The sequence below is a fragment of the Arenibacter hampyeongensis genome (assembly GCF_002909255.1).
Lineage (GTDB): Bacteria > Bacteroidota > Bacteroidia > Flavobacteriales > Flavobacteriaceae > Arenibacter > Arenibacter hampyeongensis.
This window is the reverse complement of record NZ_PIOB01000002.1, coordinates 758,710-775,853: the sequence shown is the minus strand read 5'-3', so window position 1 is coordinate 775,853 and position 17,144 is coordinate 758,710. Positions and strand designations below refer to the sequence as shown.

Sequence of the window (17,144 nt, the reverse complement as noted above, 5' to 3'; positions counted from 1 at the left end):
TTAACTTTGCATGGTAAAAATAAAGCCTAGAATTTAAAACTTAAAACATTAACCGAATTACTTTAGCATGCGAAAGGCCATATTCCTCATTTTTCTTCCAATAATTATTTTTTGCAGTTGTGAGAGTAGCGATAAAGTGGCCGATGAGGTCGCGAAAATAAATGTAGATTTAGAGGTATTAAGGTTCGATAGGGATTTTGCTAAAGCACAGCCTGAGGACATTCCTTTATTGAAAAAAGCCTACCCCTATCTTTTTCCCGTCAATTATTCGGATAGCATTTGGATTGCCAAATTAAAGGATACTGTGCAGATAGAGGTACTTGACGAAGTAGGAAAATCCTTCCCAGGGTTTGATAGGGAACAGGAAGAACTTGAGCTGTTGTTCAAGTATGTAAAGTATTATTTTCCAAACTATAAGGTTCCAAAGTTGGTTACGGTGACTTCGGATGTGGATTATAACAATAGAATTATCTTAACGGATAGTTTACTGCTTATTGGTCTTGACAATTATTTAGGGACATCCCACAGGTTTTATCAGGGCATTTCCAAATACATAGCCAATGATTTAGAGGAGAAATATATGATCCGTGATGTGGCCAGTGCGTTTGCCAAAACGGTGGTGCCCACACCGCGGGACCGTACTTTCTTGTCACAGCTTATTTATTATGGTAAAGAGCTGTATTTAATGGAAAAACTTATGCCTCAAAATACCGATGCCGTTACATTGGGTTATACCCCGGATGAAATGGATTGGGCAAATGCCAACGAGGAACAGATTTGGCGTTATTTTATTGAGCGCGAATTATTGTATAGCACCAATAGTAAATTGGGGCCACGATTTTTGGATCCCGCTCCTTTTTCAAAATTTGAATTGGAACTTGATAACGAGTCACCTGGTAAAATTGGGAGGTATTTAGGTTGGCAAATAGTAAATGCATTCATGGATAATAATAAGATCACTTTACAGGAGATGCTGACCTTGCCTGAGGAAGAATTGTTCAAAAGATCAGGATATAAACCAAGAAAACTGTAGAAGATCAAACATATCAAAAAAAAATAATGGCAAAACTACATACATCGGAAATTACGTTAAAAGTTGGATTGGATGAAAATAGGGTCCCTGAGGAATTGACATGGTCAGCCCAAGATGGTGGCATTGATAATGAAAAAGCCAAGGCCATGTTATTGTCCGTTTGGGATAGTAAGAACCAAGAATCCCTAAAAATTGATTTGTGGACCAAGGATATGCCTGTGGATGAGATGAAAATTTTCTTTCATCAAACCCTGGTTTCTTTGTCTGATACCTTTATGAAGGCTACACAAGATGAAAAAATGACCGCAACCATGAAAGATTTTTGTGATTATTTTGCCGAAAAGCTTGAATTGAAAAAATAGTTGCCATTGAGGTTAATGTACAATTCGACTTGCTCTTTGAACTTCCGTTAGTATTGTCATTGCTTACCGACAAAGTTAATATTAAGAATTTTTAGCTTATTGTTATGGATGGTACTACTGAGGAACGACTTGTTTTTGTATATAATGCCAAATCTGGCTTAGGTAATGCGTTACTGGATAGTGCTCACAAAATTTTAAGTCCTGGCTCTTACGATTGTAATTTATGTGCTTTAACCTATGGTGTTTTTTCTGAAAATAAAAAATGGAAAGAATTTAGGCGGCAATTCGATTTGGAGATGCAATTTCTTCATTTGGATGAGTTTATAGAAAGATACCCAAACGAAAATTATACTACCACAGACTTTCCAAGGGTGTTTGTCTTAAATAATGGCAGACTGACAGGGTTTCTCAATAAAGAAGAGGTAAATTCCATAAAGAATCTGGACGGCTTAATATTGGTAGTTCAGGAAAAATATACCCAAAAAAACTGTAGATGAATTGAAGAAAGTCCTAGCGGACTTCTTTGAAAAAATTAGTATTTAATTCATCAATATAACCTAGTAATTCTTCTTGCCCCATTCCGTTGGTGGAGGATGTGACAAAATATTTTGGTGCTTCTTCCCAGACCCCTTCCAATAGTTGATTGATGTATTCGTTAACGTGGTTTTCTATTGCTTTTGGCTTCAATTTATCCGCTTTGGTGAAAATCATGCAAAACGGAATCTGGTTTTCCCCCATCCATTCCAAAAATTCCAGATCCACTTTTTGGGGTTCATGTCTAATATCGATCAAAACAAAGGCACATACCAATTGCTGACGCTCAATAAAGTAGTCGGTAATATATTTTTGAAAGGTTTTTTTGTCTTTTTTGGATACACGGGCATACCCATAACCAGGTAAATCAACCAAAAACCAATTATCATTTATTCTAAAATGATTTATGAGTTGAGTCTTTCCGGGGCGGCCAGATGTTTTGGCCAAGCCTTTTCTTTGGGTAAGCATATTGATCAAGGAAGATTTTCCCACATTGGAACGACCTATAAAGGCATATTCCGGCAAATGGTCCTTTGGGCAATTTATTACATTGGAATTGCTCATGACAAAGTCGGCCGACTTTATTTTCATTTGTTTGTTGTTAAAGTATTATTAGTCTTGACTCCAGCTTATAGATTTCGCTTCTCCAGCCAAGCGTCAAGTAAGGTGTTGAATTCCAGGGGATGTTCCATCATTGGGGCATGCCCGCACTTATCGATCCAAAATAAATCGGAATCAGGGAGAAGTGAATGAAATTCTTCGGCCACATTTGGCGGCGTAACACTATCGTTTTTGCCCCATATAATACAGGTTGGGGTCAACATATGCGGTAAATCCTTGGACATGTTGTGTCTTATGGCACTTTTTGCAATGGATAGGGTTTTTACCAATTTAATTCGGTCATTAACGGTGGCAAAAACTTCATCTACAATTTCTTTGGTCGCTATTTCCGGATCATAAAACACATCCTGCGCTTTTTTCTTGATAAATTCATAATCGCCTCGCTTGGGATAACCGTCACCCATAGCACTTTCGTATAGGCCAGAACTGCCTGTGATTACTAAGGCCTTAACCATTTTTGGGTATAGTTTGGTATGAAGCAGACCAATATGTCCTCCCAAGGAATTACCTAGAAGTATTACATCTTTTAGTTCTTTATGTTCTATAAACCGTTCCAAAAATTTGGCAAAGCTCTTCACATTGGTCTTAAGCAATGGCATGTCGTAAATTGGAAGCTCGGGAACCAATACCTTGTAGCCCTTAGGAGGGAAGTGATTCATAACCCCGTGGAAATTGCTCAATCCGCCCATGAGGCCGTGCAATATTATAATAGGTCTTCCTTCACCCATTTCAATGTAGCGGTATTTTCCCTCTTTAATTATCTTTTTTTCCATTAAGGATGCTTCTGGTCTTAGTTGACAAATATAGGCAATTCATTGTTATACAAGTATAGCCAAGTTTTTGGAATGGCAATAAATAATGACAATTTTTTTGTTGAAAGAATTTTTCTGGATTAGTTCCAAAGATTTTTTTAAGGGACATTTTTGGTGTCGTTTGTCGATAAAGTATGCATTTTATTAACAAAGTGGTATTTTGTGGTAAATTGTGGTAATAATTTCTATATATTTGAGTTATTAAATTAAAAACCAGCTACTTTAAGTGATAAGTTTCATTGGAACATATGATTGTAAGGCCGATTCTAAGGGAAGGGTAATGCTTCCTGTGGCGCTTAAAAATCAAATGGCACCCGTAATTAATGAAGGTTTTGTCGTAAAGCGTTCGGTTTTTCAACCTTGTTTAGAACTGTATCCCATGGCAGAGTGGAATTTGTTGATGCAGAAAATGAATAAAAAGAACCGATTTAAGAAAAAGAACAACGATTTCATAAGAAGATTTTCTGCTGGAGTAAAAGTGGTGGAAATAGATGCCACCGGTAGGTTGCTGATTCCAAAAAATTTGGTGGATGTGGCAGGAATCGCGAAAGAAGTGGTATTGAGCTCGGCAATCAACATTGTTGAAATCTGGGATAAGGATAATTATGAAAAGGTATTGGAGGAAACTGCCGAGGACTTTGCAAGTCTGGCTGAAGAGGTAATGGGGGACGACGATGATGACTTATCATAACCCGGTATTGTTGAAAGAGTCCGTTGATGGACTGGATATTAAGCCTAATGGTGTTTATGTAGATGTGACTTTTGGAGGTGGCGGACATTCTAGGGAAATATTGAAAAGACTGGGAGAGGAAGGAAGGCTGGTGGCTTTTGATCAGGATGAGGATGCATTGCAAAATGCCATTGACGATGGGAGATTTCAGTTGATCAATGAAAACTTCAGGTATATAAAGCAGTTTTTGAAGTTCTATGGTGTAAAGAAAGTGGATGGGATTTTGGCCGATTTTGGGGTATCATCCCATCAATTTGATCAAGCGGAGCGAGGTTTTTCAACTCGTTTTGATGCTGATTTGGATATGCGAATGAGCAAGAAAAACCAGATATCGGCTTTTGATGTGGTGAATGTATACGAGTTTGACGAGTTGAGAAGGGTTCTTTTTCAGTATGGTGACTTGCGAAATGCAAATGCAATGGCAAAGACCATAATAGACCAGAGAGGGGAAAGTCCAATAAAAACCACAGATCAATTAAAGGAGGTATTGGGGCAATATTTGCCAAAACATAGGGAGCATAAAATACTGGCTCAAATATACCAGGCCATAAGGATAGAAGTAAACCAGGAAATACAGGTGATAAAGGAGTTTTTGTTGCAGGTGCCGGAATTATTGAATGATGGGGGCAGGTTGAGTGTTATAAGCTATCATTCTCTGGAAGACAGGCTGGTAAAAAGATTTATTAGGGCAGGCCAGTTTGAAGGGGAGCCAGAAAAGGATTTTTACGGGAACATAGAGGTTCCTCTTAAAAAGGTTGGAGGATTGGTGGTTCCGTCAAGAGAGGAAATAAAGATCAATAATAGGGCGAGAAGCGCTAAGCTTCGGATAGCAGAACGAGTTTGAATTTAAATGAAAATTATAAACTACCCTCTTAAGGGTGTTTATAATATAAGGTATAGGTGAATAATTTTTAAGTGATGAGAAAAGGAATATTGGACATATTAAAAGGAAAGTTTTTGGTGAGCGGAGGTGCTCCAAAAAACTGGATGTTCATCATTTATATTTCTTTCTTGGCAACTGTAATGATTGCCAGTTCTCACAGTGCCGATGGAAAAGTTCATAAAATCGCCGCTCTTGATGAGCAGGTTAAGGAGCTGAGAAGTGAGTTTGTGGATGTTCGTTCGGATATGCAAGAGCTAAAGTTGGAATCCACAGTATTGCGATTGTTGGAGCCGGATGCCTTGTTTCCATCGGAGACTCCTCCTAAAAAAATAAAAGTCAAAACAGAAACAGAAGAATAGTGCCTGTAACAGAAAAAAACATATTGACTAGGTTATACATTGTGGCGGGATTTTTATTCCTGTTCGCAATGGCTGTTTTGGTTAAATTGGTCAGTATCCAGATGGTGGAAGGGGATAAGTACAGGAAGCTTGCCATGGATCGTACAGAGAAAATGTTCACCATAGCTCCCAAAAGAGGTAATCTCTATTCTGATGACGGCAGTTTGCTGGCAACTTCAGTTTCACGATATACCATACGTTTTGATGCTGAAACTGTAGGAAAGAAAGATTTTGAGGAAAATGTAAAGCCCTTGTCCGATGCTTTGGCAAAATTATTCGGAAAGTCTACTTCCTATTATCAGCAGTTGCTGAGAAAAGCGAAAGTAAACAAGAACAGATACGCATTGGTGGCAAGGGATTTGGACTATTCGGATTATATAGCGGTAAAGCAATTTCCACTCTTTAATAAAGGTCCATATAAGGGAGGATTGATCATTGAGCAAAAAATTGTTCGTGAGCATCCCTTGGGTAAAATCGCAGAGCGGAGTGTAGGCTATGAAAGGGTCGATGAGAATGGATACCGCACCAGAGTTGGACTTGAAGGAGCTTTCGGAAATTATTTAAGGGGCATAGAGGGCAAGAGGTTAAAGCAAAAAATTGCAAAAGGACAATGGAAGCCAATTGGCTGGGATAATATTGTGGAGCCACAAGATGGCTATGATGTTGTTTCCACAATAGATATCAACATACAGGATATTGCCCATCATGCTTTATTGCGGCAATTGGAAAAATATAATGCGGAACACGGTTGTGTAATTGTTATGGAAACCAAGACCGGGGAGGTCAAAGCTATTTCCAATTTGGGAAGAACCACTGATGGTAAGTATTATGAGCGATTAAATTATGCCATTGGCGAGTCGCATGAGCCTGGGTCTACTTTTAAGCTAATGTCCATGGTCGTGGCCTTGGAGGATAAGGTAATCGATACCAATACGGTTATAGATACTGAAAAAGGCACATTTAAAGTTTATAATAGGACCGTTAGGGATTCCAAACACGGAGGTTATGGTAAAATAACGGCTGCTAAGGCATTTGAGGTCTCATCAAATACCGCTTTTGCTAAAATTATAAATAATAATTATAAGGAAAATCCAGAAAAATATGTAAACCGCCTAATGAATATGAACCTTCATAGGGAATTGGGTTTGCCGGTAAAAGGAGAGGGAACTCCTGTAATTCGATATCCAGGTGATAAGGGTTGGTCCGGTGTTTCCTTGGCGTGGATGTCCCATGGCTATGAGGTTTCCTTAACGCCATTGCAGACCTTAACATTTTATAATGCCATTGCCAACGATGGTGAGATGTTAAAGCCTAGACTTATAAAAGAGGTAAAGGAATGGGATAAGACTATTCTCAAATTTGATAAGGAGGTCATTAACCCTTCCATTTGCTCAAAGGAAACAGCTCACAAGGTGCAGCAATTGCTTAAAAATGTTGTGGAGAAAAAACACGGCACCGGTCATGGGCTTTATTCGCCTAATTTTTCAATGGCCGGTAAAACCGGAACCACACAGAAAAATTATGTTTCCAAAGATCCTGAGGTAATGAAATACATCTCTACTTTCGCTGGTTACTTTCCCGCGGACGATCCAAAATATTCTTGTATCGTGGTAATTCATGAGCCCGATAAAAGTGTTGGTTACTATGGTGCGGATGTTTCAGGTCCCGTTTTCAAATCCGTTGCACAAAAAATTTATGCAAGTTCCCCTTTGGTGGATGAAGTTGATGTTCATGATGCCGAGACAAAGAAATTGGACGAGGAATTTCAAAGATATTTTGCCGCCTCCAATAAGAATTACAATGAAGTGCCCAATGTAGAAGGTATGAGCGGAATGGATGCGGTTTCTATTCTTGAAAATTTGGGGATAGAAGTAGAGGTAAAAGGAAATGGAAAGGTCAAGAAGCAATCTATTGCTAAGGGAACGGATCTAAAAAAGGTTAACAAAATAGTATTGGAACTATCATGATGACACTAAAGGACATATTGTACGGTGTTAGCCTTACTGCGGTAAGTGGTTCAACCTCCATAAAGGTGGGTAGTATTTGTTTCGATTCCAGAAAGGTTGGAAAGAATGATGTTTTTGTGGCTATAAAAGGAGTTGTTGCCGATGGTCATCAGTTCATTGATAAGGCCATTGCTTCTGGTGCTAAATCTATTGTGTGCGAAGAACTGCCAAAAAAATTGGTAAATGAAATAACCTATGTAGAGGTGGACAATGGTAACAAGGCCTTGGCTATAATGGCATCCAACTTTTACGGTAATCCTTCCAAAAACTTAAGACTGGTGGGGGTTACAGGAACCAACGGTAAGACTACTGTTAGCAGCCTATTATATCAGTTGTTTAAGAAAGCTGGTTTTAAGGTAGGTTTATTATCCACTATAAGAATAATGGTAGATAATAAGGAATATGCCACTACCCATACGACTCCGGATGCCCTGACAATAAATAAATACTTGCAATTGATGAACAATGCCGGTGTTGAGTATTGCTTTATGGAGGTGAGTTCACACGGAATCCATCAAAAAAGAACAGAAGGATTGGTGTTTGAAGGTGCAATTTTCACCAATCTATCCCATGACCATTTGGATTATCATAAAACTTTTGCAGAATATAGGGATACCAAGAAAATCTTGTTCGATAGATTATCGAAAAAAGCGTTTGCACTTACCAATATAGATGATAAGAACGGCTTGGTGATGTTGCAGAACACAGACGCAAAAAAGTATACCTATGCTTTAAAATCCTATGCCAATTATAGGGCTCAGGTATTGGAAAATCAGTTTAATGGTCAATTGTTAAAGATCGATGACAATGAGGTATGGTCTAAACTTATAGGGGATTTTAACGCCTATAATTTGTTGGCCATATATGCCACGGCAGATTTATTGGGATTGGAAAAATTGGAAATTCTACGTCTTCTTAGTGAATTGGAAAATGTGGACGGAAGGTTTCAGTATTATATATCAAAAGAAAAAATTACAGCTATTGTTGATTATGCCCATACACCGGATGCCTTGAAAAATGTACTTGATACAATCAATACATTGAGGACTGGAAATGAAAATGTCATCACCGTCGTGGGGTGTGGTGGTGACAGAGATAAGTCTAAGCGTCCGGTTATGGGTCATATCGCATCATCATTAAGCAATAAAGTCATTTTCACCTCGGATAACCCTAGATCGGAATCACCTACCGTTATTATCGAGGAAATGGAAGCTGGTGTGGAACCTCAAAATGTAAACAAAACATTATCAATCGTAAACCGCAAACAGGCCATTAAAACGGCCTGTCAATTGGCCACTGCCAAGGATATTATTTTGGTTGCTGGCAAAGGTCATGAAACCTATCAGGAAACAAATGGTGTCCGTGAAGATTTTGATGATTTTAAAATGGTCAAGGAGTTGTTGGCCAGTGTAAAAAAATAGAGGATTAGGTCATCTGTTTTAAAGTGAATAATAAAAAACAATAACCCGGAAATGCTATACTATTTGTTCGAATATTTGGAAAAACAATATCAACTGCCTGGTGCGGGGCTTTTCCAATTTATTACGTTTAGGGCGGCAATGGCGGTAATGCTTTCGCTTATTTTGGCCACGGTCTATGGGAAAAGGATTATTAATTTTTTGAGGCACAAACAAATTGGGGAAACCGTTAGGGATTTGGGTCTGGATGGCCAGAAACAGAAATCGGGCACGCCAACCATGGGAGGACTCATTATTATTATGTCCACCTTGATTCCGGTTTTGCTATTTGCCCGTTTCTTGGATAATATTTATGTGATCCTTTTGATCGTTACTACAATCTGGATGGGGATAATTGGTTTTGTGGACGATTATATCAAAATATTCAAAAAGGACAAAGAGGGATTAAAGGGAAGGTTTAAGGTGTTGGGGCAGGTAGTTTTGGGACTTATGGTGGGGGCGACTTTATATTTTCACCCAGAGGTAACCGTGAAGGAACATGCCAGGACGGAGATTACCCAGAATTATACCGTTAAACAAATCCCGGGCAAGGAAATTAAATCTACCATGACCACTTTGCCGTTTATAAAAAATAACGAGTTGGATTATTCCCGTTTTATTTCTTGGATGGGAGATGGGATGGTGGAATATGCATGGTTGGTATTTATTCCCATTATCATAATCATTGTCACTGCCGTTTCCAACGGAGCAAATCTTACCGATGGTATAGATGGATTGGCTGCCGGTACATCGGCGATAATTGTATTCACTCTAGGCATCTTTACCCTTGTATCGGGTAATATAATTTTCTCCGATTATTTGGATATCATGTTCATACCTAGAGTAGGTGAATTGGTGGTATTTATTGCTGCATTCGTAGGTGCCTTGGTTGGGTTTTTATGGTATAACGCATATCCTGCTACGGTATTTATGGGAGATACCGGGAGTTTGACCATTGGTGGGATTATTGCTGTGATAGCCATCATTATCCGAAAGGAATTATTAATCCCTGTTTTGTGTGGAATTTTCTTTGCTGAGTCCATTTCAGTAATGCTGCAGGTAGGCTATTTTAAGTATACCAAGAAGAGATTTGGAGAAGGTAAGAGGATATTTCTAATGGCACCCTTACATCATCATTATCAAAAAAAGGGATATCATGAAAGTAAAATTGTCACCAGATTCTGGGTTGTCGGAATCCTGTTGGCGGTAATTACCATTGTAACCTTAAAAGTGCGATAAAATGAAGCGGTTGGTTGTCTTGGGTGGTGGAGAAAGTGGTGTTGGAACGGCTATTTTAGGTGAAAAGGAAGGTTTTGAAGTTTTTGTTTCCGATAAGGGGATTATTAAAGAGGAATATAGAAAAGTTCTTGAACATTTTGAGATTGATTGGGAAGAACAGCAACATACTGAAGATAGGATTTTGAATGCTGATTTGGTCATGAAAAGTCCTGGTATCCCCGATACGGTTCCATTAATACTCTTGCTAAAGGCGAAAGGAGTTCCGATTATTTCGGAAATCGAGTTTGCATCAAGGTATACAAAGGCTACCATTATTGGGATTACGGGTAGTAATGGGAAAACTACCACTACCATGCTTACAAACCATATTTTAAAGTCAGCAGGACTAAATGTGGGAATGGCAGGGAATATTGGTGATAGCTATGCCAAAATGGTTGCAGAAAGGGATTTTGATTACTATGTCTTGGAGATTAGTAGTTTTCAGCTGGATGGAATAGTGGATTTTAAGCCGCATATCGCCATCCTAACCAATATCACTCCAGATCATCTGGATAGATATGGATACAAATTTGAAAACTATATAGCATCCAAGTTTAGAATTGCAGAAAACCAGACGAAGGAAGATTATTTAATATATGACGCCGATGATGAAGTAATAGTCGACTGGTTGAGGAAGAACCCGGTCCAATCAAAATTATTGCCTTTTTCGATCAATAAGAAATTGGATGAAGGGGCATTTTTAGAAATTGATAAAATAATTATTAAAACAGATAATAATACTATAGAAATGGGTACAGATGCTTTGGCTTTGGAAGGAAAACACAATTTAAAGAATACCATGGCGGCTAGTACAGCGGCTAATTTAATTAGTATTAGAAAAGAAACTATACGTAGAAGTATAGAGAATTTTCAAGGGGCGGAGCATAGGTTGGAAAAAGTATTGAAGATTCATCATGTGCAATATGTCAACGATTCCAAGGCCACCAATGTTAACGCTACCTATTACGCCTTGGATAGTATGAAGACACCGACGGTTTGGATTGTTGGGGGAGTGGACAAAGGAAACGATTATAAGGAATTAATGTCTTTGGTCCGTGAAAAAGTAAAGGCAATTATTTGTTTGGGTATGGATAATTCAAAAATCAAGGATGCTTTTGGAAATGTTGTGGATTTGGTTGTGGAAACATATGCAATGGATGAGGCCGTAAAGGTGGCTTATAAGATTGCCGAACGGGGAGATACCGTATTACTTTCACCGGCCTGTGCCAGTTTTGACTTGTTCAAGAATTATGAAGATAGGGGAAATCAGTTTAAAGCAGCAATTAAAAAATTATAAACTGTGTTGGGATTTTTAAACAAAATGAATGGAGATAAAGCTATTTGGGCAGTCGTTGCCCTTTTGGCCCTATTTTCATTTTTACCTGTTTATAGTGCCAGTAGTAACTTGGTCTACGTTGTAGGCAGTGGAACTACCATAGGTTATCTGGTAAAGCATGCCATCCTACTGTTAATGGGGTTCGGGATTATTTATGGGGTACACCGTATTCCCACGCATTTTTTTAAAGGTTTGTCATTGATTGCAATGCCGGTAGTATTGCTTTTATTGCTTTATACCCTAGCGCAAGGACAGGTTATAGATGGGGCAAATGCCAGTAGGTGGATACGAATTCCAATTGTTGGATTTACCTTTCAGACATCGAATTTGGCAGCGGTGGTATTGATGATCTATGTGGCTAGGTATTTAACAAAAATAAAAGATAAGACCATAACTTTCAAAGAGAGTATCCTGCCTTTATGGTTACCGGTTTTTTTGGTGGTAGTGTTGATACTTCCTGCTAATTTTTCAACCGCCGGGATTATATTTTCCATGGTATTGCTGCTTTGTTTTATTGGTGGATATCCCTTTAAGTATTTGTTGGGTATAGTTGGAGCTGGGATATTGTGTTTAACCCTGTTTGTATTGACGGCCAAAGCGGTGCCGGATTTATTTCCCAACCGGGTAGATACTTGGATGAGCAGGATAGAAAGCTTTTCCAATCCAGAGGATACGGAGGCGGATTACCAGATAGAAAAGGCGAAGATAGCGATTGCAACAGGTGGAATAGTGGGTAATGGAGCTGGTAAAAGTGTAATGAAGAACTTTTTGCCACAGAGTTCCTCGGATTTTATTTATGCCATTATTGTGGAGGAGTATGGACTGTTGGGAGGTTTTGTCCTGATGTTCTTTTATTTGCTGTTGCTTTTTAGGATTGTTGTGGTGGCAAATAGTAACGGAACGGTATTTGGAAAATTGTTGGTTTTGGGAGTGGGACTTCCTATAGTCTTTCAGGCATTGATAAATATGGCAGTTGCGGTGGAACTTTTTCCGGTTACGGGTCAGACCTTGCCTTTGATCAGTAGTGGGGGAACCTCGAGTTGGATGACCTGCTTGGCCATAGGTATAATTTTAAGTGCCAGTAACAAACATGCACAGTCTGAACCTGAAGAAATTGATGAATCCAACCCTTTAGAAGTTCTAAGTGGGCAGTTATAGATTTATACTCTCAGGAGGGGGAACAGGCGGGCATATATATCCTGCCATAGCAATTGCAAATGAGCTGAAAGTTAGGTATCCTGATGCCGAATTTTTATTCGTTGGGGCAAAGGACAGAATGGAAATGGAGAAGGTGCCGCAGGCGGGTTACAAAATAGAAGGTTTGTGGATAAGTGGGTTACAAAGGAAGCTCACCTTGAAAAATTTAATGTTTCCTTTTAAAGTAATAAGTAGTTTGGTAAAAGCAGCAAACATAGTAAGGAAGTTTAAGCCACATGCGGTCGTAGGTACTGGTGGCTTTGCCAGTGGTCCCTTATTGAAGGTGGCCTCGGGTAAAGGCATTCCATGTGTATTGCAGGAACAGAATTCCTATGCAGGTATTACCAATAAATTGTTGGCCAACAAGGTTGCCAAAATTTGTGTGGCTTACGACGGTATGGATAAGTTTTTTCCAAAGGACAAAATTGTGAAAACGGGAAACCCAGTCCGAGGGGATTTGGTTTCATTGACAAGTAATAAAGTGGAGGCGTTGGGTTTCTTTGGATTGCAACCTGGTAAAACCACGCTGCTTGTTCTGGGAGGTAGTTTGGGAGCGAGACGTGTAAATAAACTTATAGAACGGGAGTTGCCTTTTTTTAAAGCTGAAGGAATTCAAATCGTTTGGCAAAGTGGCAAGATTTATTATGAGGAGTATAAAAAATATGACAGTGAAGTTATTAGGGTAGTGTCGTTTTTAAATAGAATGGATCTGGCTTATATGGCGTCGGATGTTATTATTTCCAGGGCCGGAGCCGGTTCGGTATCCGAATTGTGCATAGTGGGCAAGCCGGTAATCTTTATCCCTTCCCCAAATGTGGCGGAAGATCATCAAACGAAAAATGCCAAGGCACTTGTAGATAAGGATGCAGCAATTATGATCAGGGAGACAGAGTTGGATGAAAAGTTTGAAAAAGCGTTTTCTGAATTACTCCTTTCCAATAGTATAAGAGAAAAGTTGGGAGCCAATATCAAAAAATTGGCCCGGCCAAATGCTACGCAGGAAATTGTAGATGAAATACAAAAACTATTAGCGAAATAATTAGAAAATGGGCATAAAAGATATACATAAGGTCTACTTCATAGGTATTGGAGGTATTGGTATGTCTGCTCTTGCGCGGTATTTTAAATTTGTGGGTAAAAATGTTGCCGGCTATGACAAGACCGAAACCCCACTGACAAGGGATTTGGTTGAATTCGGTATCAATGTACATTATGAGGATGATTTGGAACTAGTTCCAAAGATCTATTTAGATCCAATTAACACGCTAATTGTTTACACTCCAGCGGTACCCAATTATCATATGGAATATAATTATTTCATAGGCAACGGGTTTCAGGTAAAAAAACGATCTGAAGTTCTGGGGTTGATTACAAAGGATACCTTCTGTTTTGCGGTTGCAGGTACTCACGGCAAGACAACCACCTCTTGTATTCTGGCACATTTATTAAAAGAAACAGGGACACCCATTACGGCATTTTTGGGAGGAATATCAGAGGATTTTAACAGTAATTTTTTATTGGAAGGTTCGGATTACTCGGTAGTGGAGGCCGATGAATTTGATCGTTCCTTTCTTCGGCTGTCCCCTGATGTGGCCTGTATTACTTCCATGGATGCGGATCATTTGGATATATATGGTAGTAGTGAAGAGCTTCAAAAGTCTTTTGCCGATTTTGTAAAACGCATCAAGCCAAATGGTAAACTGTTTGTACGCAATGGTTTGCCGTTGGAGGGAACAACATACGGTATTGAGGATGGTTCCGATTATTGTATTAGAAATATTAAAATAGACCAGGGCAGCTATGTTTTTGATCTGGAATCTCCGGAAGCTAAACTTGAAGCGGTTCGATTTAATAAACCGGGTAGACATAATCTGCTTAATGGTTTGGTGGCTTACGCAATGGCCATCCAAGCCGGTTCGTCACCACAGGGCTTAGCCAAAGCATTGGCAACGTTTAAGGGAGTCCAGAGGCGTTTTTCTTATCAGATTAAAAGGGCCCATTTTGTTTTTATAGATGATTACGCACATCATCCCACGGAAATTGATGCAGCCTTTCAGGCCGTTTCTGAAATGCATCCCGGTAAGAGGGTACTGGCGGTTTTTCAACCACACTTATTTTCTAGAACGAGGGATTTTGTGGATGAATTTGCGAGGAGTCTGTCCAACTTTGACAGTTTGATATTATTGGATATATATCCTGCGCGGGAAAAACCTATTGAAGGAGTTACCGCTCAATGGTTGTTGGATAAGGTTACAAGTCCAGTGAAGAAATTGTTGACAAAGTCAGAGTTGATTTCCGAGATAATAGCCCAAAACCCAGATGTTTTAATCACCTTGGGTGCGGGAGATATTGGATTGGAAGTTCCAAAAATAAAAAAGGAATTAGATCTAGTAGATAATAAACTGTAAAATTGAAAGAAATGAAAATAAATTGGAATTTCATAAAATTCGGGGCCTTACTGCTTGTTGTTACAGGTCTTTATGCATTTTCCAACATTAGGAACAAGCATAAAATGATCGATAATATTGAAATTAAGTTTGTCGGAGATCAGAATCTTTATATGACCCAGGAGACGGTTAATAAATTGTTAATACAAAATTCCGGGGACCTTAAAAACCTGCCCAAAGAAGATATAGTTTTGAATACTATAGAAAAAGCTATCGAAGCTAATGAAATGGTAAAAAATGCCCAAGTTTACCTTACGGTAAACGGGGACCTAATGGCTAAAGTCATACAGCGTAAACCAATCGGAAGAGTTGAGGGAGTTGCAAAGTTTTATATTGATGAGGATGGGAGACGCATGCCATTTTCCAGATACCATTCTGCGCGAGTGCCAATAATTACTGGGAAAATAACAGATAAAAGTACAGTGGGAGTGTATGAAATTTTAACCTATATAAATTCTGATGAATTCTTAAGAAAGAATATTATAGGCGTTCATATTACCGGTGAGGAAAAGTATCAGTTGAAATTTAGAATGGAGAATTTTGTTGTGGACCTAGGGGATGTGAAAGAATTGGAGAAAAAGTTCAGCAATTTCAAAGCGTTCTATACCAAGGCGAACAAGGACAAAACGCTGAACGATTATAATAGGGTGAGTTTAGAATTTAATAACCAAGTAGTGTGCACCAAAATTTAAGATATGGAACAAGGTAATTATTCAGTTGGGTTGGATATTGGAACCACCAAAATTGTGGCCATCATTGGAAAGGAAAATGAATATGGCAAGATTGAAATTTTGGGTATTGGTAGATCTAAAAGTTTGGGAGTGCATCGTGGTGTGGTCAATAATATTACACAGACCATCAAATCCATTCAACAAGCTGTTGAATTGGCCGAAGCCAACTCAGGTTTAAAAATCAACTCTGTAGTGGTAGGTATTGCAGGACAGCATATTAGAAGTTTACAACATAGTGATTATATAACCAGGGCAAAATCCGAAGAAGTTATCAATGAAGATGATGTGGAAAAGCTTTGCAATCAGGTTTATAAATTGGTAATGCTTCCGGGTGAAGAGATAATACATGTCTTGCCGCAGGAATTCAAAGTAGATGGACAAGCGGAGATAAAGCAGCCCATGGGGATGTATGGAGGAAGACTTGAGGCCAATTTTCATGTTGTTGTGGGTCAGGTTTCCTCTATCCGAAATGTAGGGAGATGTATAAAGAGTGCCGGTCTTGATCTTGGCAATATTACTTTGGAACCCTTGGCTTCCGCGAATGCTGTTTTGAGTCAGGAAGAAAAAGAAGCAGGTGTAGCACTTATCGATATAGGGGGTGGCACCACGGATTTGGCCATTTTTAAAGATGGAATTATCCGTCATACGGCAGTTATTCCTTTTGGAGGAAATGTAATCACCGAAGATATAAAGGAAGGTTGTTCCATTATTGAAAAGCAGGCGGAACTTTTAAAGATCAAGTTTGGTTCGGCTTGGCCAGGGGAAAACAAGGATAATGAAATTGTTTCCATTCCAGGCCTTAGAGGGCGCGAGCCTAAGGAAATTACTTTGAAAAATCTATCTAAGATAATACATGCCCGCGTAGTGGAAATTGTAGAGCAGGTATATGTTGAGATTAAGAATTATGGGCACGACGAGCAAAAGAAAAAATTGATTGCAGGCATCGTATTAACGGGTGGAGGTAGCCAGTTGAAGCACCTTAAGCAATTGGTGGAATATATTACGGGAATGGACACTAGGATTGGGTATCCAAATGAGCATTTGGCAGGTGATTCCGACGAGGAAATAGCTAGTCCATTATATGCTACTGCGGTGGGACTATTGATGAACGCGGTGCAGAACAAGTCAAAAGTAAGGGAAGCGCAACAAGAAGAAGTAGATAAGGATGCAAACCAGGATATTTTTAGGGGAGAGAGCCAAACCCAAACCACAACTGCCTTTAAAAAAGAGCGTAAATCTATTTTTGATAAATGGTCCGAGAAATTGAAGGATTTCTTGGATAATGCGGAATAGATTATAAAATAAGAACAGTATAGAAA

At 39.0% G+C, this 17,144-nt stretch carries 17 protein-coding genes; 15 read left to right on the top strand and 2 right to left on the bottom strand.

Features of this window, described 5'->3' with window-relative positions; all coding sequences use genetic code 11:
- Positions 1–67 precede the first annotated feature (67 nt).
- The 3 genes from gldB (at position 68) to CWD91_RS08185 (ending at position 1,892) form a co-directional block, all read left to right on the top strand.
- Positions 68–1,033 carry a gliding motility lipoprotein GldB gene (gene gldB, locus CWD91_RS08195; RefSeq protein WP_103440468.1) on the top strand — a complete coding sequence of 322 codons (966 nt, stop codon included), beginning with the start codon at positions 68–70 and terminating at the stop codon, positions 1,031–1,033.
- A 26-nt stretch (positions 1,034–1,059) separates the two neighbouring features.
- Positions 1,060–1,395, top strand: coding sequence for a gliding motility protein GldC (gldC, locus tag CWD91_RS08190; protein WP_103440467.1), 336 nt, complete (start codon positions 1,060–1,062; stop codon positions 1,393–1,395).
- Positions 1,396–1,499: 104 nt separating this feature from the next.
- Positions 1,500–1,892, top strand: a complete 393-nt coding sequence (locus tag CWD91_RS08185; RefSeq protein WP_103440466.1) for a GTPase — start codon at positions 1,500–1,502, stop codon at positions 1,890–1,892.
- A 13-nt stretch (positions 1,893–1,905) separates the two neighbouring features.
- On the opposite strand, the gene yihA is transcribed toward CWD91_RS08185, so the two are convergent.
- Together yihA and CWD91_RS08175 are read right to left on the bottom strand one after the other, a co-directional pair.
- Positions 1,906–2,520 carry a ribosome biogenesis GTP-binding protein YihA/YsxC gene (yihA, locus tag CWD91_RS08180; RefSeq protein WP_103440465.1) on the bottom strand — a complete coding sequence of 205 codons (615 nt, stop codon included), beginning with the start codon at positions 2,518–2,520 and terminating at the stop codon, positions 1,906–1,908.
- Between the two features lie 38 nt (positions 2,521–2,558).
- Positions 2,559–3,323 (bottom strand): alpha/beta fold hydrolase, encoded by a 765-nt coding sequence (locus tag CWD91_RS08175; RefSeq protein WP_103440464.1) that lies wholly within the window; start codon positions 3,321–3,323, stop codon positions 2,559–2,561.
- Between the two features lie 265 nt (positions 3,324–3,588).
- Here CWD91_RS08175 and mraZ point away from each other — a divergent pair, with 265 nt between their 5' ends.
- The 12 genes from mraZ (at position 3,589) to ftsA (ending at position 17,118) form a co-directional block, all read left to right on the top strand.
- Positions 3,589–4,053, top strand: coding sequence for a division/cell wall cluster transcriptional repressor MraZ (mraZ, locus tag CWD91_RS08170; RefSeq protein ID WP_103440463.1), 465 nt, complete (start codon positions 3,589–3,591; stop codon positions 4,051–4,053).
- Positions 4,040–4,936 carry a 16S rRNA (cytosine(1402)-N(4))-methyltransferase RsmH gene (gene rsmH, locus CWD91_RS08165; RefSeq protein ID WP_103440537.1) on the top strand — a complete coding sequence of 299 codons (897 nt, stop codon included), beginning with the start codon at positions 4,040–4,042 and terminating at the stop codon, positions 4,934–4,936. The genes mraZ and rsmH overlap by 14 nt, the downstream gene beginning before the upstream one ends.
- Before the next feature lie 74 nt (positions 4,937–5,010).
- Positions 5,011–5,334, top strand: coding sequence for an FtsL-like putative cell division protein (locus tag CWD91_RS08160; RefSeq protein WP_103440462.1), 324 nt, complete (start codon positions 5,011–5,013; stop codon positions 5,332–5,334).
- Complete coding sequence (locus CWD91_RS08155) at positions 5,334–7,340, top strand: penicillin-binding protein (RefSeq protein ID WP_103440461.1); 2,007 nt, start codon at positions 5,334–5,336, stop codon at positions 7,338–7,340. The genes CWD91_RS08160 and CWD91_RS08155 overlap by 1 nt, the downstream gene beginning before the upstream one ends.
- Positions 7,337–8,800: a UDP-N-acetylmuramoyl-L-alanyl-D-glutamate--2,6-diaminopimelate ligase gene (locus CWD91_RS08150; RefSeq protein ID WP_103440460.1), complete on the top strand. Its 1,464-nt coding sequence runs from the start codon at positions 7,337–7,339 to the stop codon at positions 8,798–8,800. The genes CWD91_RS08155 and CWD91_RS08150 overlap by 4 nt, the downstream gene beginning before the upstream one ends.
- A 51-nt stretch (positions 8,801–8,851) precedes the next feature.
- On the top strand, positions 8,852–10,075 hold the full coding sequence (mraY, locus tag CWD91_RS08145; RefSeq protein ID WP_103440459.1) for a phospho-N-acetylmuramoyl-pentapeptide-transferase: 1,224 nt from the start codon (positions 8,852–8,854) through the stop codon (positions 10,073–10,075).
- Position 10,076: 1 nt separating this feature from the next.
- Positions 10,077–11,411: a UDP-N-acetylmuramoyl-L-alanine--D-glutamate ligase gene (gene murD / locus CWD91_RS08140; RefSeq protein ID WP_103440458.1), complete on the top strand. Its 1,335-nt coding sequence runs from the start codon at positions 10,077–10,079 to the stop codon at positions 11,409–11,411.
- Positions 11,412–11,435: 24 nt separating this feature from the next.
- Complete coding sequence (locus CWD91_RS08135; RefSeq protein ID WP_103440457.1) at positions 11,436–12,608, top strand: FtsW/RodA/SpoVE family cell cycle protein; 1,173 nt, start codon at positions 11,436–11,438, stop codon at positions 12,606–12,608.
- Complete coding sequence (gene murG, locus CWD91_RS08130; RefSeq protein ID WP_103440456.1) at positions 12,595–13,686, top strand: undecaprenyldiphospho-muramoylpentapeptide beta-N-acetylglucosaminyltransferase; 1,092 nt, start codon at positions 12,595–12,597, stop codon at positions 13,684–13,686. The genes CWD91_RS08135 and murG overlap by 14 nt, the downstream gene beginning before the upstream one ends.
- A 7-nt stretch (positions 13,687–13,693) precedes the next feature.
- Positions 13,694–15,055: a UDP-N-acetylmuramate--L-alanine ligase gene (gene murC, locus CWD91_RS08125; protein ID WP_103440455.1), complete on the top strand. Its 1,362-nt coding sequence runs from the start codon at positions 13,694–13,696 to the stop codon at positions 15,053–15,055.
- Between the two features lie 11 nt (positions 15,056–15,066).
- Positions 15,067–15,786 (top strand): cell division protein FtsQ/DivIB, encoded by a 720-nt coding sequence (locus CWD91_RS08120; protein ID WP_103440454.1) that lies wholly within the window; start codon positions 15,067–15,069, stop codon positions 15,784–15,786.
- Positions 15,787–15,789: 3 nt separating this feature from the next.
- Positions 15,790–17,118: a cell division protein FtsA gene (gene ftsA / locus CWD91_RS08115; RefSeq protein WP_103440453.1), complete on the top strand. Its 1,329-nt coding sequence runs from the start codon at positions 15,790–15,792 to the stop codon at positions 17,116–17,118.
- The last annotated feature ends 26 nt before the right edge of the window (positions 17,119–17,144 follow it).